The organism is Sphingorhabdus sp., assembly GCF_046154385.1.
Taxonomy (GTDB): Bacteria; Pseudomonadota; Alphaproteobacteria; order Sphingomonadales; family Sphingomonadaceae; genus Sphingorhabdus_B.
In genome coordinates, this window is the sequence record NZ_JBJXFW010000038.1 from 12145 (window position 1) to 37387 (window position 25243).

Genomic DNA, 25243 nt, shown 5'->3' on the forward strand with positions numbered 1-25243 from the left:
CGACCTATCGCTTAACTTAGGTGCTCCGGCCGCTAAGATTGCTTTGCGCTGCACGAAACTGGTTCAGCACCTCATACGCCATAACCGCAGTCGCGACCGCAGCGTTCAAACTGTCGGCCTTGCCGCGCATCGGCATTTTGACTCGTATATCGCATTGGGCTTCATAAGATTCGGGCAATCCCTGCGCTTCGTTGCCGGTCAGAATGAAGCACGGCGCCGCATAGGTTGCGGCTTGGTAATCAAGGTCGGTCTGAAGGCTGGTGCCGACCAATTTCCCTTCGCCCGCACGCAACCAGGGCAGAAATTCGTCCCACCGGCATTGCACGACCTTTTGCGTAAAGATTGCACCCATGCTCGCCCGAACCGCTTCTACGGAAAAAGGGTCGGTGCAATCGTCAATCAGGATCAATCCGCCGGCACCTACGGCGTCACCCGTTCGCAACATTGTACCAAGATTACCCGGGTCGCGCATGGCTTGCGCCACCAGCCATATGGGCGATTTTTTGCGGTCTATTTCGCTCAGCATTGTTGGATGATCTTTATAAACGCCAACCAGTGCTTGCGCGTTGTCCTTGCCGGATAACTTCGCCATTATTTCCGCACTGGTTTCAACGACATCGCCACCGGCGGCGAGAACTTCGGTTTCCAGAGAAATTTCCAAGGCATGGACGTCGCGGTCTTTTACGCGGAACAACATTTCGGGCAGGAAACCGGCGTCGCGTGCTTCCGTCATTATCCGCAAGCCTTCGGCGAGAAACAGCCCTGCGCGCTTTCGATGCTTCTTTTCCCTTAACCCGCGAACCTCTTTCAACAACGGGTTGGAAAATCCGGTAATTTCACGGCGCATTAGTCTTCGCCAAAACCGTCGACTACTAAACCGACAAGCTTGCCCAAGGCCAATTCTGCCTGGTCCCCTTCGACATGGATTGTGATTTCGCTGCCTTTGGCCGCACCAAGCATCATCAATCCCATGATCGAGGTTCCCGTGACGGATTGACCGTCTTTTTCAACTTCAACCTTAATATCATCCGGCAAACGGCTGACAAAGGTAACAAATTTCGCGCTGGCGCGTGCGTGCAGCCCCTTTTGATTTACGATCGTTACTTGCCGGCTAAGCCTGTTCACGCGAAGCCTCCAACACTTCGGAGGCGACGCTGATATATTTGCGGCCCGCTTCGCGTGCGGCGGCAACAGCTTCGCGGACATTCATGTTTTTGCGCGCGCTATCAAGCCGGATCAGCATGGGCAAATTCACGCCTGCGATCACTTCGACCCGTCCCGCATCCAACAGGGAAATGGAAAGGTTGGACGGCGTTCCGCCAAAGAGATCGGTCAGGATGATAACGCCTTCACCGACTTCAACCTGCTTTATGGCGGCAGCGATTTCCTTGCGCCGACCTTCCATGTCGTCACGCGGCCCTATGCACACAGTTGCAATATTCTGTTGCGGTCCGACCACATGTTCAAGTGCGACGAGGAATTCCTCTGCCAACTTGCCGTGCGTCACCAAAATCAACCCGATCATTTGCTTTTGCTACCCCGTTTAGCTGTTTTATCGTTGGCGCCGTTAGCAGGCCCTTCCAATGCGTCAATCGGTCTTGACGTCAGATTGCGATGAACAACCGTGGGCGAAAAACCGTCGTCACGCAACCATTTGCCGAACTGCTCTGCAACATGTACCGACCTGTGACGTCCGCCGGTGCACCCAAATGCGATATTGACATACGCTTTTCCTTGCGAGTCATACAAGGGCAGCAGGAATGTGAGGAGATCGCGAATCTTCTGCATCGCTTCGTCATAGGCCGGATCGGACTCAACATAGCGCGACACATCCGGATCCATTCCGGTCAATGGGCGCAGCGCCTTGTCCCAGTGCGGATTTCGCAGGAACCTCAAATCAAACACCAGATCGACATTGTGCGGAACGCCCCTGGAAAATCCGAAGCTGGTTATCGAAATTGTCGAATGCAGATTGGTGTCGGCTGAAAAACGCAATCGAATATCATTTTGCAAGTCATTGGTTGACATCTTGCTGGTGTCAACGACCGTCTCGGCCCAGCGTCGCAACGGTTCCATCATCATGCGTTCTTGTGCGATCCCATCCATCGCAGGCCGGTCTAGGGCCATCGGATGGCGCCGGCGGGTTTCGGTGTAACGACGCTCGATTTCTGCGCCCGCACAATCCAGAAAAAGCGTCATGATATTCAGTTCCGGACGCTTTTGCAGTTGTATGATCTGCTTGATAAGAGCGTCAGCCTTGAACCCGCGGGTGCGACTGTCAAATCCCAGGGCCAATGGAATTGACGGATTCGCGCGGCCAGCCGAAGCCGGAATATCCAGCAAAGGGCCGGCAAGGCGGATGGGAAAATTGTCGACAGCTTCCCAGCCGAGATCCTCTAATGTCTTGAGAACCGTTGTTTTTCCTGCCCCTGAGAGGCCGGTTACGAGCAATATCGTTTGCACTTTAGGGCTGGATTTGCGGGTCACGTTGCCAGGCTTTCGGTTGGTCGAACGGAAGGCAATGGCACCGGCCATAGGTCAGCGTCAATCAAGGAACGTAAGGCATATTCGACTTTTAACGGGGCACTGGATTCGAATGCAGCTATTTTTACCAGCGGAACGGTAAAGCCGGCGATATCGGCGGACAGATTTTCGGGCGGGATCCGTTCGTCCGGAGCAATCATTTCGACGACCATCCGCATGGCAGCCTTCGGGGTGTGCTGGACCTCAATTATACCCACCCCGCGAAGTTCAATCCGTCCTTCGATATTGGGTGCAGCATGAAGCACGGGTTTTTGCTCGATTTGTCCTATACACACAGCATCGTCGCTGATTAAAACCGCGCCCCGGTCGATAAGGCGCACAGCGAGATCGGATTTTCCCGATCCCGATGGACCGACCAACAAAACACCGTGATGGTTGATGGCGATAGCTGTGGCGTGGATCAATTCTGCGGTCATTGACTGGATGACGCCGCGCAAGGAAGGGCGATTTCAAAGCACGCGCCTTGCTTGCCATCGACACGGTCCCGAACCGAAATTCGTCCATGATGGCCCTCAATTATTGTCCGGGCGATGGCGAGGCCGAGCCCGCTATGTTTGCCAAAATTTTCAGAAGGTGGTCGTTCGCTATGGAACCGCCGGAATATGGCTTCGCGTTCATTCTCGGGCACACCGGGGCCTTCGTCGCTCACGCGGATGATTACTTCGCCTTCAGCCAAAGTGGCCGATATTTCAACGACGGATCGGGGTGGAGAAAAAGAGACGGCGTTGTCGATTAAATTGGTCAACATCCGCTCTAGCCTGACATCTTCGCCCATTACAGTGGCGATTGTCCTGCGTGGCCGGGCAAATGCGATTGTTACATCGCCATCACACGCCCTATGTTCGCGCGCTTGAAGCAATTGTTCGATCATATCGCCAAGATCGATGGGTTCGAATTTTGCTTTCGCCAGTTGCGAATCGACGCGACTTGCATCGGAAATGTCGCTGATCAACCGATCCATCCTTTGGACATCGGCCTTCGCTACATCCATCAGCTGCTTTCGCAATGCCGGATCCTCGATCCTTTCGGAGCCATCCAGAGCCGATCGCAGGGACGCCAGCGGGTTTTTGATCTCGTGAGCCACATCGGCAGCGAATGCTTCGGTGGCGTCAATACGTTGGCGCAGGGCAATGCTCATGTCAGACAACGCGCGCGCCAACAGTCCGATTTCATCACGACGCGAAGGCAGGCGCGGCACCGTCACCTCTTGTGCGCGGCCCAGCCGTACTTTTACCGCTGCTCTGGCAAGGTGGCGCAGCGGCCTAACAATCGTTCGTGCCAAAAACATTGAAAGCAAAATGCCAATACCCAGCGCAAGCAGGAAAAACATACCGATTTTGAATCGTTCAGCGCGAACGAAAAGCCGAATGTCGCGCTCGTTGGCGGTGCTGAGAATGTAAAAGTCACCCGTGGTCGAAACGGCACCCGCGCTGATCACATGCGTCAAATCCGGGGCAAATCGCACATAGGAAATGGCGGCACCCGCTGTGTTGTTATTCAGCTCCGGCCATGCATCTCGAATGTCGTTTTTCGGTTCCATAAATGCTTCCAACTCGGGCGAGAGGACGAGGAAGTCGAAAATCCGGTCTATGATGCGCGCGGCAATTTTCCGTATGGGTTCCTTTTCGGGGTCCCGGAAAACATATGTCGGCGGTCCCAAGTTAAAGCTATCGAGAAGCTTTCGGTCATTCCGGGCATAAAGCCGGATACGCGACATATTTTTCTCGCCAAATGCGGCAATATAGGCACCTTTTTTATCCGGCGCTACGAGCGGCAGGCTTCGCACCAGAAACTCGACCTGCGTTCGGGCGGCGGATTGGCGTTCTTCTATTAACCGGATGCGATAGCTGTCGAGAAAAAATAACCCGGCCCCGAGCAAAGCGAGGACAAACAGATTCACTGCCAGAATGCGGGACGTTAATGATAACCCCCGGCTCCAACCCAACTGCAGATCAGCGGGCTCAGCTATCGGCGAAGCGATATCCGGCCCCATATAATGTGTCGATAGCAGCGAAATCAGCGTCGATTTCCCGGAATTTACGTCGTAAACGTTTGATATGGCTATCGATTGTGCGATCATCGACATAGACGTCGTCCTGATACGCAGCATCCATCAACTGGTCGCGGGTGCGGACCACACCCGGCCGGTTGGCGAGTGCCTCCAAAATCATAAATTCGGTCACGGTCAAGGTTAGCGATTTCCCGTCCCATTTCACATGGTGCCGTGCAGGATCCATTTCCAGCCTGCCGCGTACCATGGGTTCCGGTTCTTCGGCAGGCTCACCATTGGCCATCGGCCTATCATATGTGGCGCGGCGCAATATGGCTTTCACCCGTGCGATTAACAATCTTTGCGAAAATGGCTTTGTAATATAATCGTCGGCTCCCATCGCCAAGCCGAGCGCTTCATCCAGCTCTTCGTCTTTCGAAGTCAGGAAAATGACGGGCATATCACTTTTTTCCCGCAGCCTGCGCAGCAGTTCGAGACCGTCCATTCGCGGCATCTTGATATCGAATATCCCGAGGTCGGCGGGATTGTCGATAATCGCTTTCAACGCGCTCTCCCCATCCGGGTAAAGCCGCGTTACATATCCCTCGGCCTGCATCGCTATCGATACGGACGTCAGGATATTTCGGTCATCATCCACAAGGGCGATTGTTGCGCTCATCGGATGCCTATAGGGGCGTCGGGGCGCAGGTTCAATCCATAGCATTTGACGTTTTCAATTGTCTCGGGTACCGGCGCCGCAATATCTAATGCATACGTATGCATTAGATTCGCGTCCTGTTTATCGCCGACTAGGGAGTTTTGTAATGTCCGTGGCACTGAATATCTTACTTGAACAGCAAGGCATTGCAACCACTGCCAATGTGTTTCCGAACCTGGGCACTGCCCCGCTGGTCGAAGCTGCGCTGCAAAATGGCGAAGGCACGCTGGCTAAAAATGGTCCGCTGGTGGTCAAGACCGGCGCGCATACTGGCCGCTCGGCGAAGGACAAATATATCGTGCGCGATGCAGAAACGGAAAACAGCATATGGTGGGGTAAAACCAATGTTCCCATGGACCCTGCGCATTTTGCGGCGCTGAAGGAAGATTTCCTCGCGGCGATAGGCGGCAAGGAAAAGCTGTATGTTGCTGATCTCTTCGGCGGATCACAGCCGGAGCATCGCGTCAACGTGCGCGTCATCAACGAATTGGCGTGGCACAATCTGTTCATCCGCACGCTGCTGGTGCGGCCGACCAATGACGAGTTGGCCGGGTTCGAACCGGAATATACCATCATCGATCTTCCAAGCTTTCGCGCCGATCCCGCGCGCCATGGTTGCCGCAGCGAGACCGTTATTGCGGTCAACTTCACGGAGAAGCTGATCCTGATCGGCGGCACGGCTTATGCCGGCGAAATGAAGAAGTCGGTATTCGGTATTCTCAACTATTTGCTGCCGGTAAAGGGTGTCATGCCTATGCATTGTTCGGCCAATATCGGCGCGAATGGCGATACCGCTGTGTTCTTCGGGCTTTCGGGCACCGGTAAGACCACGCTGTCCGCCGACGCAAGCCGCACCCTGATCGGGGATGACGAGCATGGATGGTCCGACACCGCAGTGTTCAATTTCGAAGGAGGCTGCTACGCCAAGATGATCCGCCTGTCGGAAGAAGCCGAGCCTGAAATCTTCGCAACAACGAAGCGTTTCGGCACAGTGCTTGAAAATGTCGTCATGGACCCCGAAACACGGGAACTCGACTTTGACGATGCGACCCTCGCCGAGAACAGCCGCGGGTCCTATCCGATCGAGTTTATCCCGAACGCGTCGGAAAAGAATATGGGCCCTGTGCCCAAAAATATCATCATGCTGACCGCTGATGCTTATGGTGTCCTGCCTCCCATCGCGAAGCTCACGCCGGAGCAGGCCATGTACCACTTCCTGTCCGGCTACACCGCGCGCGTCGCTGGTACGGAAATCGGCGTGACCGAGCCCGAAGCAACCTTTTCGACCTGCTTTGGTGCACCCTTCATGCCGCGCCACCCCAGCGTCTATGGCAATCTTCTGAAAGAGCGGATTGCCAAGGGCGCCGTGCAGTGCTGGCTGGTCAACACTGGCTGGACCGGCGGCAAAGCGACGATGCCCGGCATCAGCCGCATGCCCATCAAAGCAACGCGCGCCCTGTTGAACGCGGCGCTTGACGGCAGCCTGAACAACGCGGAATTCCAGAAGGATCCGAATTTCGGTTTCGAATTCCCCGTAGCCGTCCCCGGCGTCGACAGCTCCATCCTCAATCCGCGCGAAGCCTGGGCTGACAAAGCGGAATATGATGTAACGGCCCGCAATCTGGTCCAGCAATTCATTGATAATTTCGCTGAATTTGCCGATCATGTCGATGAAGGTGTAAGGCAGTCCGCACCAAAAGCAGCGTAATCGCCCGGTCATTTCCGGGCCCAAGTGAAAGCCGGGAAATGTCCGAATTTGAAGTCCGCCTGTTCCAAGATGATGCCGCAATCGTCGCGATTGGCGAGGGCTTGCTTGCGCGCACGCTGCCCCGCGAAGAATGGACGCATGAGGCACATCTTGCCGCGTGCACATGGATAGTGCGGGATCGCCCCGACATAGCCCCGGAACGCGACATGGCGGCCATCATTTCGGGGTATAACGAAGCGGTAGGTGGCGTAAATGACGATCACCAAGGTTATCACGAGACAATTACGCAGGTGTACATCGCTGGCGTAAAAGCGCATTTATCCGAAATTCCGGAACAAACTCCATTGCGAGAAGCAGTGAACAATTTGCTGCTGTCGCGGCGTGGCTGCCGTGACCTCGCGTTGAATTTCTATTCGAAAGAATTACTGCTTTCGGTTCCGGCGCGGCGGGGTTTCGTTGAACCCGACCGCGCCAGTCTGTCCGAAATCTAGTCCAGCAATTCGGCGGGAACTTTGCCACCATTGGCAGCCAGTTCGCGCATCACGGCCTTATGCAGCCATATGTTCATTTCGGCGCTTCCTTCAAGTTCGCCGGTATAGCCAAGCTCCATGGCCAGATCCTTGCGCTCCTGAAGCGAGGCATCCATGCCCACCATCTTCATCAGGTCCACGATAGACGTTCGCCAATTGAGATTGCGTCCATCATTGGCGTCGATCTCTTCCAGATGGGCGATAACATCTATTTCTGTAATGGCGATCGGCTCGGGTGCCGCGAAGGCTGCGGGTTCGAGTGGGATGGCCGACGGAGTGGGTGTTGCGGCGACAGCTTTCTTCCCAAAAATGGCGTCTTTGATGCTGCTAAAAATGCCCATTATTTATCTCCTGCGATTCTTGGCCGGGGGGTGGCCAATGACGGACTATATGCTAGACCTCATCACTAAGGGAGGCGTATTGTCTCCGCGAATGTAAATTCAGCGATAACTGCTGTCATGCACGCTGCATGAGACTTGCCAATTTTCTCAAACACGGGCACTTTTTGTCGAACCCGAGGAGAAGCATCATGAATATTGCGAGCATATTGAAACAGACCGGTGCTATCGGCTCGATTGCCCAACAGCTGGGCGTTAATGAACAGGTTGCCCAGTCCGGTGCCGAAGCCCTGTTACCCGCAATTTTAGGCGGTTTCAAAAAGACGACACAGGCGCAACCTGGTGGTCTGGAAGGTCTCGGCGGTTTGCTCGGTCAATTAGGTGGCGGCGGGCTTTTTGACGCGGTGGTCAGTCCCGAGCCTACGCCCGTAGAAAAGGGCAATGATGTCCTAGGCCAGATTTTCGGATCTAAGGATGTAAGCCGTAGCGTTGCGGGTCATGCTTCTGAGCAAACCGGACTTGATCCTTCGCTTTTGAAAAAGATGCTACCGATTTTGGCCATGCTCGTTGCTGGTTATCTGGCCAAGCAAAGCGGCGGCGGCGAGAGTGGCGGTCTCGGCGGCATCATCGGCGGGATGCTTGGCGGCGGTAATCAGACATCCGGCAGTGGAGGCTTGGGCGGTATGCTCGGAAACGTCTTGGGCGGCGCACTTGGCGGCGGTCAGCAGTCAGCCGCAGCAGGTGGCGGTCTGGGCGGCCTCGCGTCGATGCTCGACATGGATGGCGACGGCAACCCGTTGGATGACATCATCGGCATGGCAGGGAAGTTCGCGCGCTAAAGGCTACTGATTTCTGGAGAAGTACACCGTCAATTGTTGCGAGATTGTATCCTTTGTTGCTTTAAGTTAGTGAAGGATATCGCTGATATTGTGGCTGGATAGTTCAACAAGTTCAAAGAGCTATTGTCTAGTTTATCGAATCTAATCCTACATTGCAGTTCGGAATATCCATTCGCGTCTGCCCAGTAAAATCGGGATGAAGTTTTCCATCAAACCCCCTCAACCAACAGCACCGCGCCATCTGATCCCGTCACCCGCACCCTTGCCCCGACACCCGCATCGGCTCCGCTCGCGGACCATACGCCGTCCCCGACTTTAACTCGGCCATGGCCGTCGACGATAGCTTCGACCACTTCCACTATTTCGCCAGTCAGCCTCGCGCCCCGGTCATTCAACTTGGGATCGTCAGTTTCAATCGGGTTTTCTGTCAGAAATTTTTTGCCCGCGAATACCGTCAGCACCGACAGGATCGCGAACATTGCGACCTGATAAGCGACGGTGATCGGTAGAAAATAATCCAGTACACCCACGATAATGGCGGCGAGGCCCAGCCACATCAGGAAAAATCCCGGCGCCACCATCTCGGCTGCGCCAAGGATCAGACCTAGCGAAAGCCAGAACCAATGTGTCGAAATGCTATCTAGCCATTCGGCCATTTTGTTTTCCTTTTCCGTTCGGTTTACCTCGACCGAATTTTGTCAATCGAGTGCAGACGACAGCCTAAGATTGTTGGTGTGTTTGATATTTGTTATCAATTATCTCTTTTCCTGATCCGCCAAAACGGCCTTCGTCAATTCGCCAATTCCACCCAGGGTTCCGATCAGCTGTGTCGCTTCAACCGGGAACAAGATTGTCTTGGCGTTGGGTGATGTCGCAAATTGGCTGATGGCTTCGGTATATTTCTGGGCAATGAAATAATTCAGCGCCTGTGTACCTGAAGATGCAATGGATTCCGACACCATGACGGTTGCTTTCGCTTCGGCCTCGGCTTCGCGTTCGCGGGCTTCGGCGTCGCGGAATGCGGCCTCTTTGCGCCCTTCGGCTTGCAGGATCGCGCCTTGCTTTTCGCCTTCTGCACGTAAGATTTCTGCGGCACGCATACCTTCGGCTTCCAGAATTTGCGCGCGCTTTTCACGCTCTGCCTTCATTTGCCGCGCCATCGCATTGCTGATGTCGGCGGGGGGACGAATGTCCTTTACCTCAACACGGGTGATTTTGACGCCCCAAGGGCTGGTCGCGTGATCGACCACAGAGAGCAGGCGGCCGTTTATGTCATCTCGTTTCGACAGCGTTTCATCAAGATCCATGCTGCCCATAACGGTGCGAAGGTTTGTTGTGGTGATTTGCATGATGGCGACATACAGGTCGCTGACTTCATAGGCAGCCTTTGCAGCATCAAGCACCTGAAAGAACACCACCGCATCGACGCCGACCATTGCGTTGTCCTTGGTAATGATTTCTTGCCCCGGAATGTCCAGCACCTGTTCCATGACATTGACCTTGCGTCCGACGCGGTCGAAAAACGGAATGATGATCGTAAGACCTGGCTGTGCGGCATGGGTAAAGCGGCCGAACCGTTCAATTGTATAAACAAACCCTTGCTGAACCACGGTAACCCCCATCATCACAAAGATAATGACGATCAGCACCAGCAGACCGAAAAAATATTCCATGGAATTCCCTCCGTTTGACGTATCCGCGATTGTCGTAAATCTCGGGCGACTTGCCAAGGAAAATCGGAACGGGCATGCGAATAACCGTGTTTCGTCTCTTGGTCTGTTTTGGGATGTGGTGCGAACTGGAGCGGCTTTATGGATATCGGTAAGAGATTGATGTTCGTTCGTTCGGCACTTTACGTGCCGGGGTCCAATGCGCGTGCGCTTGAAAAAGCGAGGACTCTGGACGCCGATATGATCATAATCGATCTCGAAGACGCTGTTGCCGAAGATGCCAAGCCAGCCGCGAGAGAGGCGGCAGTTGCCTATGTCACCGCCGGTTCGGCCACTGCAGTTTTGGCTATACGGGTCAACGCTCCGAATAGTCCCTACCATTTGGACGATATGGCCGCGTTGAAAAGTTGCGGGGCGGATTTGATTGTTGTGCCAAAGGTGGAAGATGCAGCAGGATTGAACGGCTTTGGGATGCCGGTGCTAGCTATGATTGAAACGCCAAGGGGGCTCTATGCCGCACGTGAGATTGCGGCGCATCCCGGCGTCGCAGGCTTGATTGCCGGTACAAACGATATTGCAGCCGAAACAGGGATGCACCCCGGGCGTCAGCGAGAGGGTTTAGAACTGTCCCTGCAGATGATAATATTGGCGGCATCGCTTTCGGGAAGGCCGCGTTTTGACGGCGTTTGCAACCGGCTCGATGACTTGGATGGCTTTGATTTGGAATGTCGCCAAGGGGTACAGTTCGGTTTTACGGGAAAAACCCTGATCCACCCGAACCAGATTGCAATTGCCAATGCGGTTTTTGGACCAGATGCAGCGGAAATCGAAGAGGCCGAGCAGCTTGTTGCCGCGAGCCAGGGAGGGGCGCAGCGTTTTAAGGGTCGCATGATTGAATCTATGCATGTAGAGGAAGCGAAGTTGACGATAGAGCGTTCTCGGCATGCGATGGGTGGCCGGTGAAACGTTCGGTCTGGAGCGAGACAGAATGCGTTTTTTTTACGGTTTGTTTTTTGCGGCAATAGTATTTTCGGGATCAGCGCCTGCATTAGCAAAGGGCGTTACTGAATCGGAGTTGCGTGAGCATATCGCCGTGTTGGCCAGTGACGAATATGAAGGTCGCAAACCCGGTACCGAAGGCGAAGCCAAGACCGTAAAATATATCGCCGAGCAATGGGCAAAAGCAGGGTTAAAGCCAGCGGCCACGGACGGTAGCTGGTTTGATCCGGTGCCACTGATGCAGCGCGGCCGCGGTAACGCAACATTTGTGTTTAATGCCAAGGGACGGAAGCTGCGGATTGTTTCGGACGAGATTGTCCTGATTGGCAAGAATGCCGAATATATAAAAAATGATCTGCCAGTGGTGTTCGCTGGAATTGGCGTCACATCGAATGGCAGCGTGGAGGCTGATGTAAAAGGCAAGCTCGCGTTGGTTTTGTTTGAAGCCGACACCGCGCCCGAAAAATTCAAGTCACCGCGTGCGCGCAGGGAGGCTTTGATTGCTGCAGGGGCTGAGGCCGTCCTGTTTATAGGCGATAGTCAAGGCAATTGGCCAACTTTACGGCGGCAGCTATTGTCACGTCCCATCAGCCTCGAAAGTCGCGAGAAACGGGCAACACTGGAAGGTGCGATCAGTTCGGAATTCGCGGTCGCTTTGGTGACCGCCGCAGGTCTTGATTGGGACAAGTTGCGCGCCCATGCAAAAGATGCGGATTACGCAGGTGAACCGCTTGGTGTAGATGCGGATTTTGCGGTGAGCACCGATATCTATCGCTTCAACAGCTCCAATGTGATCGGCAAAATTTCGGGACGGAAAAAAGGCAGTGGTGCCTTGCTGTTCATGGGACATTGGGATCATTTGGGTATCTGTGCGCCCGAAGATGCGCCGGATCGCATCTGCAACGGCGCAGTTGATAATGCCAGTGGCATCGCGGTTCTGACCGAAGTCGCCCAAAGACTGAGTAAAAACCGGCATGACCGGGATATTTATTTTTTGGCCACGACAGCCGAAGAAAGCGGCTTGCTTGGTGCGTATGCCTTTGCCGACAAGCCAGTCATCCCACTGGAGCAAATTGTTATATCGCTCAACATTGACATGATCGCGGTTGCCGGTCGCGGTGCAAAGGTTGCCATAATCGGTCGCGGGACAACGCCGCTTGATCCATTAGTTGAAGGCATCGCGAAGAAGGCGGGCAGGGTGATCGAAACATCTACAGATGCGAATGATTTTATCCAGCGGCAGGACGGTTGGGCATTGGCACAAAAGGGGGTTCCCGCATTGATGGTGGGTGGGGCTTTTGCCGATCTTGACCTGATGCAAAAATTTCTGGGCAGCGACTATCATGGACCCGGGGATGAACTGACCGACAAAACGGATCTCGGCGGCGCGGCAGAGGATGCCGACCTTCACATTGCGCTGGGCCGATATTTCGCAGATGCCCGAAAATATAAATCCGCGAAGGCTGGTGAATAACCGGCTTACTGTTTACATGGGCCGCCACGAATCGAGCGAAAAACAGATTGTAGAAGCGGTGGCAGCATGAAAGAAATTCCCCTCGGACTGACATTTGACGACGTGCTGCTGCAGCCCGGGCCATCAGACCTGCTTCCCAGTCAGGCCGATACCCGCACGCGACTTACCAATGCGATTTCGTTGAACATCCCTATTTTATCCTCGGCTATGGATACGGTGACAGAGGCGCGGATGGCAATTGTCATGGCGCAATTGGGCGGTATCGGCGTATTGCACCGTAATCTTAGCATCGAAGAACAGTGCGCCGCAGTTCGACAGGTCAAGCGATTTGAAAGCGGAATGGTCGTCAACCCGATCACCATCGCACCCGACGCAACACTTGCCGAGGCTCAGGCGTTGATGACGGCCCATTCAATATCGGGCATTCCCGTTGTCGAGGTTGGTGGCAAATTGGTTGGGATACTGACAAACCGCGATGTGCGTTTTGCGGAAAATCCTTTGCAGCCAGTTTCTGAACTGATGACGCATGATGATCTTGCAACCGTGTCATCCGGTGTCACACAAGAAGAAGCGCGGCGTCTATTGCACCAAAGGCGGATCGAAAAGCTGTTGGTGGTCGATGAGGGATATCGCTGCGTCGGACTGATTACGGTGAAAGACATCGAAAAAGCAGTGCTATACCCAAATGCCACAAAGGATGGATCCGGACGGCTGCGGGTTGCTGCGGCAACGACGGTCGGGGAAAAAGGATTGGCCTATACAAAGGCATTGATCGACGCGGAATGTGATTTGATCGTGGTTGACACCGCACATGGCCATAGCGCGATGGTTGCTGCCGCGGTCTCGGAAATCAAGAAAATGGCACCCGAAGTCCAGATTGTGGCCGGTAATGTCGCAACGGCGGCGGCGACCCGCGCCTTAATCGATGCCGGTGCGGATGGCATTAAAGTGGGCATTGGCCCCGGTTCCATTTGCACCACACGTGTCGTAGCTGGCGTAGGCGTGCCGCAACTGACCGCCGTGATGGATTGTGCTGCTGAAGCTCAAAAGTCCAATATACCTGTCATTGCAGATGGCGGTTTACGTACATCAGGTGATGTTGCTAAGGCGTTGGCTGCAGGGGCGTCATCGGTAATGGTCGGGTCTTTGTTGGCCGGGACGGAAGAAGCGCCGGGCGAAACGTTCCTGTATCAAGGCCGGACCTATAAAAGCTATCGCGGCATGGGATCGGTGGGGGCAATGGCGCGTGGCTCGGCAGATCGTTATTTTCAACAGGATATCAAGGATCAGCTTAAACTTGTTCCGGAAGGCATTGAAGGGCAAGTTCCGTTCAAGGGTTTGGCGCGTGATGTGATCCATCAACTGGTCGGCGGTGTGAAAGCGGCAATGGGTTATACCGGCTCACGGACCATCCCGGATTTGCAGCAACGCGCACAATTTGTTCGCATCACCAATGCCGGTTTGCGTGAAAGTCATGTTCATGACGTTACGATCACGCGCGAAGCGCCCAATTACCCGACGCGATAATACATGAAGCCTGCAGCCCGCCTGCAATCGGCAATCGAATTGCTCGATATCATACTCGACGCAGCGAAAGAGGGCGGCGGGTCTGCCGATCAACTTGCGAAATCATTCTTCGCTGCACGGCGCTATGCCGGTTCGAAAGACCGCAGGGCTGTCCGCGAGCTCGTGTGGAATGCGATCAGGCGCTTTGGTGAAAGGCCGCAAAATGCCCGATCTGCGTTCGTTGCTATGGCGGATAGCGATATGGAATTGGCCAATCTGTTTGATGGAAGCGACTATGGTCCAGCAACAAGGGGTGCCGATGAACCGCGCGCCAGGGGCGGGCCGCTTCCTTTATGGATTATCCCGCATCTCAGTGACCTGATCGAAACGCATGAGCGGTCCGCGTTGCTTGATCGGGCGCCGCTGGACCTGCGGGCCAATACCCTTAAAACGAGCCGCGAGGATGTAGCCGCCCAATTGCCCGATGCGGACGTACTTGTGCAAACATCCTATGCTTTACGATTGCCAACGGGCTATCAGGTTGAAAATCACCCAGTGCTTCTCGATGGTTTCGTCGAAATTCAGGACTTGGGCAGTCAGCTTATCGTCGATGCCTGCACTGCCCGGCCCGGCATGACCGTGCTCGATTTATGCGCGGGGGCAGGCGGCAAAACGCTGGGGTTGGCCGCAGCCATGAAGAATGACGGCCATCTGATCGCGAGCGATACTAACCGGAACCGGCTCGACCAGTTAAAGCCAAGGGCAAACAGGGCAGGGGCGACCATGTTGGAAACCCGGTTAATGAATCCGGGCCGGGAAATCGACATGCTCTCCGATTTGGCAGGTAATTGCGATGTTGTGCTGATCGATGCGCCCTGTTCGGGCAGCGGGACGTGGCGGCGTAACCCGGAAACGCGGTGGCGGCTTAATCCCGTGCGTCTTGACCGCGTGCTGGCAGAACAGGAAAAGCTATTGAACATCGGCGCAGATATGGTCGCGCCGAGCGGACATTTGGTTTATGCGGTCTGCTCGATCATCGCGAATGAAGGCAGGGGCCAAGTGTCCAATTTTCTAAAATCGCACATCGGCTGGCGCGCCGTCGATCCCGGTGTTGGTGCCGGACGTCCGGAAGGCGACGGTATAATCGTGACGCCCTATCATGACGGCAGCGATGGATTTTTCTTCGCGAAATTGGCAAAGCCGTGATAGTGATGCAACTTAAACAAATTTGGATGTTGATTATGCGTTTTTCTCCGGCTGCTGTTGCCCTTTCCCTGACTCTTGCCATGATTTCGAGCGCTGGTATCAGCGGCCGCGCCGACGATGATATAGATCCTCAGTCGACGGCGCTGCTCCAATCCGGCAATGATGCACTGAAGGCAGGTAATGTCGAAGATGCCATCGGTTGGTATGAAACAGCGTTGGCCGTCGATCCCCGTAACCGCGCAGCCTATATCGCAATGGCCGTAGCCGTCCAGAAGCAGGGTCTGAACGGGAAAGCGATTCGTTTCTATAAAGAGGCGCTTGAAATCGAGCCTAATGACCAGGGTGCGCTGGGCGGGCAGGCCGAAGCTATGATAGCAAAAGGTGCGATCGAACCCGCACGCAAGAATATCGCTCGGTTAAAAATGCTCTGCCGCAGCGAATGCGCCGATGTTGAAAAACTCGCGCAGGCGGCAACAAAGGCCAGCGAAAAGAACCAAATGCAGGCCAGCGCCGTTGAAATTAAGCCCAGCGTTGGTGACGCGCCCAAGTCGCAACCTTGAACCTAATGCTCTTTTAATTAGATCAACTCGCCAAATTCCGTGACCAAGCTTTCATACAGCCTTCGTTTGAACGGAACGATTAGGACCGGCAATCGGTCCGGCATAACCCATTGCCAGCGCGAGAATTCTGGATGTTCCGTTTCAATATTTACATCACTATCCACGCCCTTGAATCGCATCAGAAACCACCATTGGCGCTGGCCGCGAAATCGGCCCTTCCAGATTTTGCCGAGTAATTCCTCGGGTAAATCGTAAAAATACTCTTCCCGACTGCGAGCTATAACGTCGACCACGTCAGGCGAAATACCCGTTTCTTCAACCAGTTCCCGAAACGCAGCCTGCTCGGGGTCTTCTCCTTCATCTATTCCGCCTTGGGGCATTTGCCAGGCGTCGATATCGGGAGCCTTGTCGATCCGTTGACCAACAAAAATCTTTCCTTCGGTGTTTGCTAACATGATGCCCGCGCAGGGGCGGTAAGGGAGGTCGTCCATTTTATTGCTCATGCGTCGGCCATGACCTCCGCGAGCATTGTTTTCAAGGTCGAAATATAGGTTTCGATGTCCCGTTGGGTTGAAGGTATTGCTTGACGAATATTGATATGGCCATGAATCGTGCCTTCGGCGCTTATATGTTCGACACGCACCCCGGCATTTTTCAGTTTTTCTACATAGGCCAGGCCCTGATCCCGCAAAGGGTCAAGGCTTGCGGTAGTTACCAGACTGGGTGGCATATTGCTCTGATCGAAATTCAGCGGTTCAGCTCTATAATCGCCGCGCGGCGACGCATAAGCCTTGCCAAAATAGGCCATAGCGTCGGCGGTGAGCAGATGGCCCGTTTGAAATTCACTGATGCTTGGCCAGTCGCTATCCAATGAAACGAACGGATAAATCGGGTGTTGCAGCAAAATGGGTACATCAGCCGGATCGTCGCGGAGCGCCATCGACGTAACTATCGTCAGGTTCCCGCCCGCACTATCGCCAGAGGTAATCAAACCAGTTACGGAATATCCTAGTTCAGCCGGGCTTGATGCGATCCAGCGGGTGGCAGCTTCGCAGTCAACTGCCGCTGCGGGAAAAACATGTTCGGGTGCAAGGCGGTAGTCTATGGAAATTACGGGAAGATCAAGTAACCGAGCAACTTCGGCACAATGAGGTTCATATGTGTAGATATTTCCGATCACGAACCCGCCCCCATGATAAAAAACCATGACGGGACCGGCATCCCGCGTCGAACGACAGTCATAAACGCGGGCAGGGATGTCGCCAGCAGGCCCGGGAATAATTATATCCCGAATAACTGCCAGTTCTCCCACCGGCGCATCGGCAACGTCGCGCATAGCAGCTGTCATTTTGCGCGCGTCCTCCGCGGGGACTTCCCAAAAACGCGGGCCGGGTACTGCATTCAAAAACTGCAGAAACAAGGCTACATCTGGCCTGACAAAAGGTGCACCGTTGGTCATATCATTCTCCCTAAGCCATCGTGATAGGGTGTGACTTGAGAGAGGTCTAGCATATCCGCACATAGTTTTTCTAACATTGCAGTGGGACGGGAATAGGATTAGGCCAACACGCAATAGACAAGCAATTTTAGACGGGTTGGAGCGAATGGCTACGGCATTCAAGGAAGACATTTCAGGCGCAAGTTCGCCTGTTCATAGCGACGCGGTTGTTGTTCGTTTTGCTGGCGACAGTGGCGACGGGATGCAGCTGACCGGTGGGCAGTTCACCCTGTCTGCGGCCCTAGCGGGTAATGACTTTGCGACATTCCCGGATTTTCCCGCAGAGATTCGTGCGCCGATAGGGACATTATTCGGCGTGTCTGCGTTTCAGATCAATTTTGGCTCGTCGGCCATCGACACGGCTGGTGATCAGCCTGATGTGCTGATTGCGATGAATCCTGCTGCGCTGAAAACCAACGTCGGCGCCTTGCGCGAAGGCGGGTTGATAATTGCCGACACGGGCGAGTTCAATCAGCGTAACCTCGACAAGGCGAAATATGGCAGCAACCCGATCGAAGACGGCAGCCTTGCCAAATGGCAGGTTTTGGCGTTCGATATCAGCGCGCTAACTCTTGAGGCGGTCAAACCGTTCGGCATGGGTAACAAGGACGCCTTGCGCTGCAAGAATATGTGGACGCTTGGTCTCGCACTGTGGATGTTCGACCGCGACCGTCAGCCCATTATTGACTGGCTGAACGCGAAATTCGCCAAGAATCAAGTTTTGGCGGACGCTAATATTGCCGCGCTGAATGCGGGGCATGCTTATGGCGAGACCGCTGAGCTTTCCGGGCCTTTAAAGCAATATCACGTCGATGCAGCACCCGCACCTGCCGGTCTTTATCGCACGGTTACCGGCGCCGAATCGATTTCTTATGGTCTGGTTGCCGGTGCGCAGCTGGCAGGCCTCAAGATGTTTTTTGGTGGCTATCCGATTACCCCAGCTTCGGCGATCTTGCACCATCTGAGCCGTCTGAAGGAATATGGTATCACCACATTCCAGGCGGAGGACGAGATTGCGGCGATTTGTTCGGCAATAGGCGCAAGCTATGCCGGGCAGCTAGGCGTGACCAGTTCGTCGGGTCCGGGAATTGCGCTGAAAGGCGAGGCTATGGGTCTTGCGATCATGACCGAATTGCCTTTGGTGATCGTAAATAGCCAGCGCGGTGGACCTTCGACCGGTTTGCCTACAAAGACCGAGCAGTCCGATCTGTATCAAGCCGTCTATGGCCGCAACGGCGATGCGCCGATGCCGGTCATTGCCGCACGTTCGCCGGTCGACGCATTCGATTGCGCGATTGAGGCGGTTCGGATTGCCGTGGAATATATGACGCCTGTAATGTTGCTAACCGATGGTTACATCGCCAACGCTGCGGAACCTTGGTTGATGCCTGATCTGGAAAGCTATAAACCCTTCCCGGTTGAATTTCTGGAGAGGGTTCCCGACGACGGGTTCAAACCTTATTCCCGCGACCACAAGCTGAAGCGGCCTTGGGTGAAACCCGGCACGCCGGGTCTTCTCCACCGCATTGGCGGGATCGAAAAGGAAGTCGACACCGGCCATATCAATTATGGACCAGCCAACCATCAGGCGATGACGGACATCCGTTCGGCAAAGGTGAACGGCGTAGCTGACAGCATCCCCGATCAGATCGTCGAACAAGGCGGTTCGGGCGCAAAGCTGGCCGTTGTCGGTTGGGGTTCGACCTACGGACCGATCAAGCAGGCCGTCCTTCGCAAGCGCGCCGAGGGCGTCGACGTCGCGCATGTCCATATCCGGCATATCTGGCCGATGCCGAAGAATATGGGCGAGTTGCTGAAGAGCTTTGATATGGTCATTGTGCCGGAAATGAATACGGGCCAATTGAAAACAGTGTTGCGCGACCAGTTCCTTGTCGATGCAAAGCCCGTAAACAAAGTTTCCGGTCAACCTTTTACCATCGCTGAAATCGAAGCCGCGATTGAGAGTGCCTTATCATGAACGACATGACCCCCATCAAAGACACAAGCCCGAAAGATTGGGAAACCGACCAGGAAGTTCGTTGGTGCCCCGGCTGCGGCGACTATGCGATATTGAAGGCGGTGCAACGCACGATGCCTGAAATCGGTGGAACGCCTGAAAATACTGTCTTCATCAGCGGTATCGGCTGTTCGTCGCGGTTTCCCTATTATATGGAAACTTATGGATTCCACACAATCCACGGCCGCGCACCGGCAGTGGCGACGGGTGTGAAGCTTGCCAATCCCGACCTTGACGTCTGGATTATCACAGGTGACGGCGATGCGCTGTCCATCGGCGGCAACCACACCATGCACCTGCTGCGCCGCAATCTCGATTGCCAGATCATGCTGTTCAACAATGAAATTTATGGGCTGACTAAGGGACAATATTCGCCCACCAGCCGCGTTGGCACCAATAGTCCATCGACTCCTTACGGTTCGGTGGACCGTCCGGCAACGCCTTGTGCTTTTGCTCTTGGTGCCGGCGCTCGTTTTGTTGCCCGCGGCTTTGATGTGTCAAAAAACCTACCAGAAGTGCTGAAAGCTGCCCATACCCATCGCGGCGCGGCCTTTATCGAAATTTTTCAGAACTGCATCGTTTATAACAAGGATGTATTCGAAGATTTTGCAGCCCCCAAGGGTGCGGAGGACCATCAATTGTGGTTGCACAATGGCGAACCGATGCTCTTTGCCAAGGGAACCAAGGGTATTGCGCTTGACGTCGATGCCCTGAACCTCAAGGTCGTTGATGTAGTTGACGGCGACTGGCAGTCCGTTGGGGTCATCGTCCATGATGTAACCAATCGTTCAGTCGCGCATATGCTGGTGGAAATGCCATTTGGCGAATTTCCGATGGCCTTGGGCGTTCTTTACGATGATCCGCGACCAACCTTCAACGATGCAGTCCTCGAACAAAATGTATCGGCAAGCGTTGGCAAGACACCCGACCTTGGAAAGCTTCTGGCCAAGGGGCAGACCTGGACTGTCGCGGACGGCCATCCGGAGGTTTGACGTCGGTGCCGACATAAGCCGGTATTGCCATCCAAGCTTCACTCCGCCAGCTAGGCGGTATGGATAATCTTACACACAGCCTTGTAGGTGCGCTTATTGGACAGATGGGGCTGAAGCTTAAAACCGGCCTTGCGATGCCGACTTTGATCATTGCCGCGAATATTCCTGATATTGATGCGGTGGCGACCTTACTCGGTGGTTATCAGCATCTCGCTATCAGGCGAGGGATTACGCATGGGCCAATTGCGATGTTGGTCTTGCCGATCCTTCTTTGGGGCATCATGATTTGGGTTGATCGATGGCAAACCGGACGGGGCACTCGTCCGGACAAGCGTTTGCCCGTCGATGCAAAATGGTTGTTGGCACTGGCTTATATCGGATGCCTCAGCCATCCTTTGTTCGACTGGTTCAACAGCTATGGCATTCGTTTGCTCGAGCCCTTTTCCAGCCAGTGGTTCTATGGTGATACGCTTTTCATTATCGATATCTGGCTGTGGGCCGCGTTAATCGCAGGCATTTGGTTGTCGCTTCGGGGCGAGCGTCAGGGGAAGCGGCATTGGCGCGTTCCAGCCATCACCAGCATGGGAACTATTTTTCTATACATAGCGACGAATGGCTTAATCACTGGGCGGGCAGAGCAGTTGACTGCAAAGGCCGTGAAAGACCAGCTTGGCATAGCTCCGGAATTGGTGGTCGCTAATCCGGTACCTGTGCAATTCTGGAAACGCGAAATGCTGTGGCGTGATGCGAAACATTATGGGCAAGGCGCCTTTTCCGCACCGGGCAAGGTTACGCTCGATGCTAAGATCGGAAAACACCAAATGTCCAACACATTAGTGCTGAATGAAATGCCGCGGAACGAGGATGCAAAAGCCTTTATGTTCTGGTCGAGGATGCCCGTTTTGCGGGAAGAACAAGATATTCTGTCCACGACCCGAATTTTGACTGACCAACGGTTTGGCAACCCGCTGGTCCAGGACCGTTTTAAGGTCGTTGTGCCAGCCGAACGTAAAGCGAAATGACGCGGCCCGTTCTGCTCTGGTTCCGGCGCGACTTGCGTTTGACGGACCAACAAGCGTTGACGGCCGCAGTTGCGAGCGGCGCGCCGGTTCTTCCGGTCTATATCCTTGATGACGAAACACCCAGACATCGAAAAATGGGTGGCGCGTCGCGCTGGTGGCTGCATCACAGCCTGGCAGCGCTCAATGCCGATTTGAATGCAATCGGTTCCCGATTGCTTTTGTTTCGCGGGAAGTCGGATGTCGCCTTAGGTCGGCTGGCCGAAGAAACGGACGCTGCCGCGATTCATATTATCCGGCATTATGAGCCATGGTGGCGCAATGCGGAAAAGGCGGTTGAAAAAGGATTGCCCGACGGATGCGCGCTTGTGAGCCATGATGGCAACTATCTGCTGCCACCAGGACATGTGACCACAGGAAACGGCGGACAGTATAAAATCTATACGCCATTCATGCGGGCGCTATGGCAGCATATGCCGCCGGCGTTTCCTTTGCCGCCGCCTGAAAAACTGCTGCCGCCCGTGCAATGGCCTAAGAGCGATGCCCTTTCGGATTGGGGACTGTTGCCCGTCAAGCCAGATTGGTCAGGTGGCATGCAGCAAATGTGGACGCCCGGCGAGCGTGGGGCCAACGCACGGCTGGAAGCCTTTGCTGATAAAGCGAAATTCTACGACGAGCGTCGAAATTTACCTTCGATCGAAGGGTCGTCATTTCTGTCACCGCACCTGCATTTTGGCGAAATATCCGCTGCGACCTGCTGGCACGCAACAATGTCGGCGGGCGGATCAGTGGATGTGTTTCTAAAGGAACTTGTGTGGCGGGATTATGCGCAAAATGTCATCTGCCAGTTTCCCGAATATGGCGGTAAAAACGCCCGAGATGGCTTTGACAAGATGCCTTGGCGTGATCTTGCCGATCCGGCGGTAAAGGCTGATTATACCGCTTGGACAAAAGGGCAGACAGGGTACCCGATCGTCGACGCCGGGATGCGCCAGCTTTGGGCGACGGGTTGGATGCACAACCGGGTGCGGATGATTGCTGCGTCGTTTTTGATCAAGCATTTGTTGATCGATTGGCGGGCAGGGGAGCAGTGGTTTTGGGATACGCTTGTCGATGCCGACTATGGATCGAACGCCGTCAACTGGCAGTGGACGGCGGGAACGGGCGTCGACAGCAATATGTTCGTTCGCATTATGGCACCGCTGTCCCAATCCGAAAAATTCGATGCGGCGCGCTATATCAGGGAATGGGTTCCTGAACTGGCCGATTTAAGTGAACCCGCTATACATGATCCTGATGAATTTGGTTCCCGCCCGAAGGCATATCCGCGCAAGTTGATTGGTCACAAACCAGCGCGGGAACGGGCGTTGGCAGCCTTTGCGATGACGAAAGAGTGAGTTAGATTATTTGTCCACGCAGATGCGGGTGCCTGTTTCAAACTCGCTTCGCAAAATATCCACAATCGCATTCGCCACCACCGAAGGTTCTTTCAAGGTGGACGGGTCTTCACCCGGATAAGCCGCAGCGCGCATCTTAGTGCGTGTTTTGCCCGGGTCGACAATAGCAACGCGCACGGCGGAAATGTTTTTCACTTCTTCGCCATAACTGGAAACCAGCGTGTCGAGAGCAGCTTTGGATGCACCATAGGCACCCCAAAACGCCCTTGGCGCAGCACCGACCGAAGAGGTAAGGGCGATCAGTTTTCCCGCTTCGCTCTTACGCAAAAGCCCATCAAAGGATGCGATCAGGACTTGCGGCGCGGTAACATTCAATGTGAACAAACGGGCAAATTCAGCGCCATCAATGGCCGAAACCGGGGCAAGTGTGCCCAACATCGCGGCATTCAAGACCAGGTGATCCAATTTGCCCCAACGCTCTGTCACGGCTGCGGCGAGTCGTCCAATGCTGTCGCCATCGGTGAGGTCGAGCGGTGCAATCGTTGCATTTCCGCCCGCTTCGAAAATTTCATCTTCGACCGCTTCCAAATCCTTGGCAGTGCGGGCGGTGATGATGACATGGGCGCCTTGTGCCGCAATTGCTTTTGCGGTTGCCGCGCCTATCCCTCTGCTGGCACCAGTGACCAGCGCGACTTTCGATTCAAAACCACGGGTCATATATCAAGCGAGCTTTCGTTCACCTAGCAGGATGAGGTCGCCGGCTTCGGCTTCTTCATGGTCGGTCAGACTTGTGGGGTAATCGCCTGTAAAACACGCATCGCAATATTGCGGTTTGTTGGTGTTTCGGGCGTCTTCTCCCAACGCGCGATACAGGCCGTCTATCGACAAAAACGCGAGGCTATCTGCTTGTATGAACGCCCGCATTTCTTCTACGTCCATGCGACTGGCGAGCAATTTCGATCGCTCCGGCGTATCCACCCCATAAAAGCAACTGTTCATAGTAGGCGGGCTGGCGATACGCATATGCACTTCGGCGGCACCGGCCTCGCGCATCATCTGGACAATTTTAAGGGATGTCGTGCCGCGTACAATCGAATCGTCGATCAGTACGATTTTCTTCCCAGCAACTAGATTTCTATTGGCATTATGTTTGAGCTTTACGCCCAGATGCCGGACGCCGTCGCCTGGCTGGATAAAAGTTCGGCCAACATAATGCGACCTTATGATGCCCAACTCAAATGGAATGCCTGCAGCTTCGGCATAGCCAATTGCGGCCGGCGTTCCACTGTCGGGAACGGGAATAACATAATCCACGTCGACGCCATTTTCACGGGCCAGCTCTGCGCCGATGGCTTTACGAACCGAATAAACGCTTCTGCCCTCGACTATTGAGTCGGGCCGGGAAAAATACACATGTTCAAAAATGCACGGGCGTTGCGAAACCGGAATAAAAGGTTTGTGCGAGTGGATTTCACCGTTGCGGACAACAATGAGTTCGCCGGGTTCGACCGCGCGGATAAATTCCGCACCTACGATATCCAGCGCTACCGTTTCCGAAGCAAAAATGATGGTGTCGCCTAGCTTGCCCATGACCAAAGGCCGAATTCCTAGAGGATCGCGGCAGGCAATCATGCCTTCTGTGGTGAGGCAGATTAAAGAATAAGCACCCTCGACCCGCTTCAATGCATCAATCAGCCGGTCGAGTAATGTCCGATATCCCGATGTCGCAACCAGATGGATGATGACTTCGGTATCGGATGTCGATTGAAAAATCGAACCGCGACGCACGAGGTCCTTTCGAACGGCCATTGCGTTGGAAATATTGCCGTTATGCGCGATGGCAAAACCACCTGTCGCCAGATCGGCATAGAGTGGCTGCACATTACGGAGAGACGTTTCGCCCGTTGTCGAATAGCGCACGTGCCCTACGGCCGTTCGCCCAACCAAACCACCAATAATCTCTTCACGATCGAAATTGCCTGCAACATGCCCCATCGCCCGGTGGGTATGAAAATCATGGTCATCAAAGCTTGTGATGCCAGCGGCTTCTTGCCCACGGTGCTGAAGGGCATGAAGACCCAGCGCGACCATTGCCGATGCACCCTCAGTGTCATAGACACCAAAAATCCCGCACTCTTCGCGCAGTTTATCGTCGTCAAATGGATCGGTGGTCAGCATTAAATCGAATCCCGCTGCGCTTCGCTGCGTGCATATAGGCACGCTTAAGCCGATTGTCTT

The 25243-nt window shown here is 54.5% G+C and carries 26 protein-coding genes; 12 read left to right on the forward strand and 14 right to left on the reverse strand.

Annotated features, from left to right (window positions below):
- Window positions 1-16: 16 nt before the first annotated feature.
- From ACKVOS_RS06985 to ACKVOS_RS07015, 7 genes are read right to left on the reverse strand one after another with little or no spacing between them, the layout of a single operon-like run.
- Window positions 17-847 (reverse strand): TrmH family RNA methyltransferase, encoded by an 831-nt coding sequence (locus ACKVOS_RS06985; protein WP_409211294.1) that lies wholly within the window; start codon window positions 845-847, stop codon window positions 17-19.
- On the reverse strand, window positions 847-1125 hold the full coding sequence (locus ACKVOS_RS06990) for an HPr family phosphocarrier protein (RefSeq protein ID WP_409211295.1): 279 nt from the start codon (window positions 1123-1125) through the stop codon (window positions 847-849). The genes ACKVOS_RS06985 and ACKVOS_RS06990 overlap by 1 nt, the downstream gene beginning before the upstream one ends.
- Complete coding sequence (locus ACKVOS_RS06995) at window positions 1112-1525, reverse strand: PTS sugar transporter subunit IIA (protein ID WP_409211296.1); 414 nt, start codon at window positions 1523-1525, stop codon at window positions 1112-1114. The genes ACKVOS_RS06990 and ACKVOS_RS06995 overlap by 14 nt, the downstream gene beginning before the upstream one ends.
- On the reverse strand, window positions 1522-2487 hold the full coding sequence (gene rapZ / locus ACKVOS_RS07000; protein WP_409211297.1) for an RNase adapter RapZ: 966 nt from the start codon (window positions 2485-2487) through the stop codon (window positions 1522-1524). The genes ACKVOS_RS06995 and rapZ overlap by 4 nt, the downstream gene beginning before the upstream one ends.
- Window positions 2484-2960, reverse strand: coding sequence for an HPr kinase/phosphorylase (locus tag ACKVOS_RS07005; RefSeq protein ID WP_409211298.1), 477 nt, complete (start codon window positions 2958-2960; stop codon window positions 2484-2486). The genes rapZ and ACKVOS_RS07005 overlap by 4 nt, the downstream gene beginning before the upstream one ends.
- Window positions 2957-4537, reverse strand: a complete 1581-nt coding sequence (locus tag ACKVOS_RS07010) for an ATP-binding protein (RefSeq protein WP_409211334.1) — start codon at window positions 4535-4537, stop codon at window positions 2957-2959. Before ACKVOS_RS07010 ends, ACKVOS_RS07005 begins: the two co-directional genes overlap by 4 nt.
- Window positions 4506-5213, reverse strand: coding sequence for a response regulator (locus ACKVOS_RS07015; protein WP_409211299.1), 708 nt, complete (start codon window positions 5211-5213; stop codon window positions 4506-4508). The genes ACKVOS_RS07010 and ACKVOS_RS07015 overlap by 32 nt, the downstream gene beginning before the upstream one ends.
- A gap of 145 nt (window positions 5214-5358) precedes the next feature.
- Here ACKVOS_RS07015 and ACKVOS_RS07020 point away from each other — a divergent pair, with 145 nt between their 5' ends.
- Window positions 5359-6960, forward strand: a complete 1602-nt coding sequence (locus ACKVOS_RS07020) for a phosphoenolpyruvate carboxykinase (protein ID WP_409211300.1) — start codon at window positions 5359-5361, stop codon at window positions 6958-6960.
- A 38-nt stretch (window positions 6961-6998) separates the two neighbouring features.
- Window positions 6999-7451: a hypothetical protein gene (locus tag ACKVOS_RS07025; protein WP_409211301.1), complete on the forward strand. Its 453-nt coding sequence runs from the start codon at window positions 6999-7001 to the stop codon at window positions 7449-7451.
- On the opposite strand, the gene ACKVOS_RS07030 is transcribed toward ACKVOS_RS07025, so the two are convergent.
- Window positions 7448-7831, reverse strand: coding sequence for a DUF3597 domain-containing protein (locus ACKVOS_RS07030; protein ID WP_409211302.1), 384 nt, complete (start codon window positions 7829-7831; stop codon window positions 7448-7450). The two genes, ACKVOS_RS07025 and ACKVOS_RS07030, sit on opposite strands and share 4 nt — an antisense overlap.
- Window positions 7832-8019: 188 nt before the next feature.
- Here ACKVOS_RS07030 and ACKVOS_RS07035 point away from each other — a divergent pair, with 188 nt between their 5' ends.
- A complete protein-coding gene (locus tag ACKVOS_RS07035; protein ID WP_409211303.1) occupies window positions 8020-8667 on the forward strand; it encodes a DUF937 domain-containing protein in 648 nt (215 codons plus the stop codon).
- Between the two features lie 209 nt (window positions 8668-8876).
- Here ACKVOS_RS07035 and ACKVOS_RS07040 read toward each other — a convergent pair whose 3' ends face one another.
- Window positions 8877-9323, reverse strand: a complete 447-nt coding sequence (locus tag ACKVOS_RS07040; RefSeq protein ID WP_409211304.1) for an NfeD family protein — start codon at window positions 9321-9323, stop codon at window positions 8877-8879.
- 99 nt (window positions 9324-9422) lie between these two features.
- On the reverse strand, window positions 9423-10340 hold the full coding sequence (locus tag ACKVOS_RS07045; RefSeq protein ID WP_409211305.1) for an SPFH domain-containing protein: 918 nt from the start codon (window positions 10338-10340) through the stop codon (window positions 9423-9425).
- Window positions 10341-10478: 138 nt separating this feature from the next.
- On the opposite strand from ACKVOS_RS07045, the gene ACKVOS_RS07050 reads away from it, so the two are divergent.
- From ACKVOS_RS07050 to ACKVOS_RS07070, 5 genes are all read left to right on the forward strand, one after another.
- The gene (locus ACKVOS_RS07050) at window positions 10479-11300 is read left to right on the forward strand and encodes an HpcH/HpaI aldolase/citrate lyase family protein (protein WP_409211306.1); all 822 of its coding nucleotides are present in this window, start codon (window positions 10479-10481) and stop codon (window positions 11298-11300) included.
- Window positions 11301-11325: 25 nt separating this feature from the next.
- Window positions 11326-12810, forward strand: a complete 1485-nt coding sequence (locus ACKVOS_RS07055) for a M28 family peptidase (RefSeq protein WP_409211307.1) — start codon at window positions 11326-11328, stop codon at window positions 12808-12810.
- A gap of 66 nt (window positions 12811-12876) precedes the next feature.
- Window positions 12877-14337: an IMP dehydrogenase gene (guaB, locus tag ACKVOS_RS07060; RefSeq protein WP_409211308.1), complete on the forward strand. Its 1461-nt coding sequence runs from the start codon at window positions 12877-12879 to the stop codon at window positions 14335-14337.
- Window positions 14338-14340: 3 nt separating this feature from the next.
- Window positions 14341-15522 carry an RsmB/NOP family class I SAM-dependent RNA methyltransferase gene (locus ACKVOS_RS07065; protein WP_409211309.1) on the forward strand — a complete coding sequence of 394 codons (1182 nt, stop codon included), beginning with the start codon at window positions 14341-14343 and terminating at the stop codon, window positions 15520-15522.
- A 35-nt stretch (window positions 15523-15557) separates the two neighbouring features.
- Window positions 15558-16082 (forward strand): tetratricopeptide repeat protein, encoded by a 525-nt coding sequence (locus tag ACKVOS_RS07070; RefSeq protein ID WP_409211310.1) that lies wholly within the window; start codon window positions 15558-15560, stop codon window positions 16080-16082.
- 17 nt (window positions 16083-16099) lie between these two features.
- Here ACKVOS_RS07070 and ACKVOS_RS07075 read toward each other — a convergent pair whose 3' ends face one another.
- Together ACKVOS_RS07075 and ACKVOS_RS07080 are read right to left on the reverse strand one after the other, a co-directional pair.
- Window positions 16100-16585, reverse strand: a complete 486-nt coding sequence (locus ACKVOS_RS07075; protein WP_409211311.1) for an RNA pyrophosphohydrolase — start codon at window positions 16583-16585, stop codon at window positions 16100-16102.
- Window positions 16582-17541, reverse strand: a complete 960-nt coding sequence (locus tag ACKVOS_RS07080; protein ID WP_409211312.1) for an alpha/beta hydrolase — start codon at window positions 17539-17541, stop codon at window positions 16582-16584. The genes ACKVOS_RS07075 and ACKVOS_RS07080 overlap by 4 nt, the downstream gene beginning before the upstream one ends.
- A gap of 145 nt (window positions 17542-17686) precedes the next feature.
- Between ACKVOS_RS07080 and ACKVOS_RS07085 the strand changes: the two genes are divergently transcribed.
- The 4 genes from ACKVOS_RS07085 to ACKVOS_RS07100 are packed head-to-tail and all read left to right on the forward strand — an operon-like array spanning window position 17687 to window position 23005.
- Window positions 17687-19558, forward strand: a complete 1872-nt coding sequence (locus ACKVOS_RS07085; RefSeq protein ID WP_409211313.1) for a 2-oxoacid:acceptor oxidoreductase subunit alpha — start codon at window positions 17687-17689, stop codon at window positions 19556-19558.
- Complete coding sequence (locus ACKVOS_RS07090; protein WP_409211314.1) at window positions 19555-20589, forward strand: 2-oxoacid:ferredoxin oxidoreductase subunit beta; 1035 nt, start codon at window positions 19555-19557, stop codon at window positions 20587-20589. Before ACKVOS_RS07085 ends, ACKVOS_RS07090 begins: the two co-directional genes overlap by 4 nt.
- 59 nt (window positions 20590-20648) lie before the next feature.
- Window positions 20649-21611: a metal-dependent hydrolase gene (locus ACKVOS_RS07095; RefSeq protein WP_409211315.1), complete on the forward strand. Its 963-nt coding sequence runs from the start codon at window positions 20649-20651 to the stop codon at window positions 21609-21611.
- Window positions 21608-23005 carry a cryptochrome/photolyase family protein gene (locus ACKVOS_RS07100; RefSeq protein ID WP_409211316.1) on the forward strand — a complete coding sequence of 466 codons (1398 nt, stop codon included), beginning with the start codon at window positions 21608-21610 and terminating at the stop codon, window positions 23003-23005. The genes ACKVOS_RS07095 and ACKVOS_RS07100 overlap by 4 nt, the downstream gene beginning before the upstream one ends.
- Window positions 23006-23011: 6 nt before the next feature.
- On the opposite strand, the gene ACKVOS_RS07105 is transcribed toward ACKVOS_RS07100, so the two are convergent.
- Together ACKVOS_RS07105 and purF are read right to left on the reverse strand one after the other, a co-directional pair.
- Window positions 23012-23722, reverse strand: a complete 711-nt coding sequence (locus ACKVOS_RS07105; protein ID WP_409211317.1) for an SDR family NAD(P)-dependent oxidoreductase — start codon at window positions 23720-23722, stop codon at window positions 23012-23014.
- 3 nt (window positions 23723-23725) lie between these two features.
- Entirely contained in the window at window positions 23726-25183 is a 1458-nt protein-coding gene (gene purF, locus ACKVOS_RS07110) for an amidophosphoribosyltransferase (RefSeq protein ID WP_409211318.1), read from the reverse strand.
- Window positions 25184-25243 lie beyond the last annotated feature (60 nt).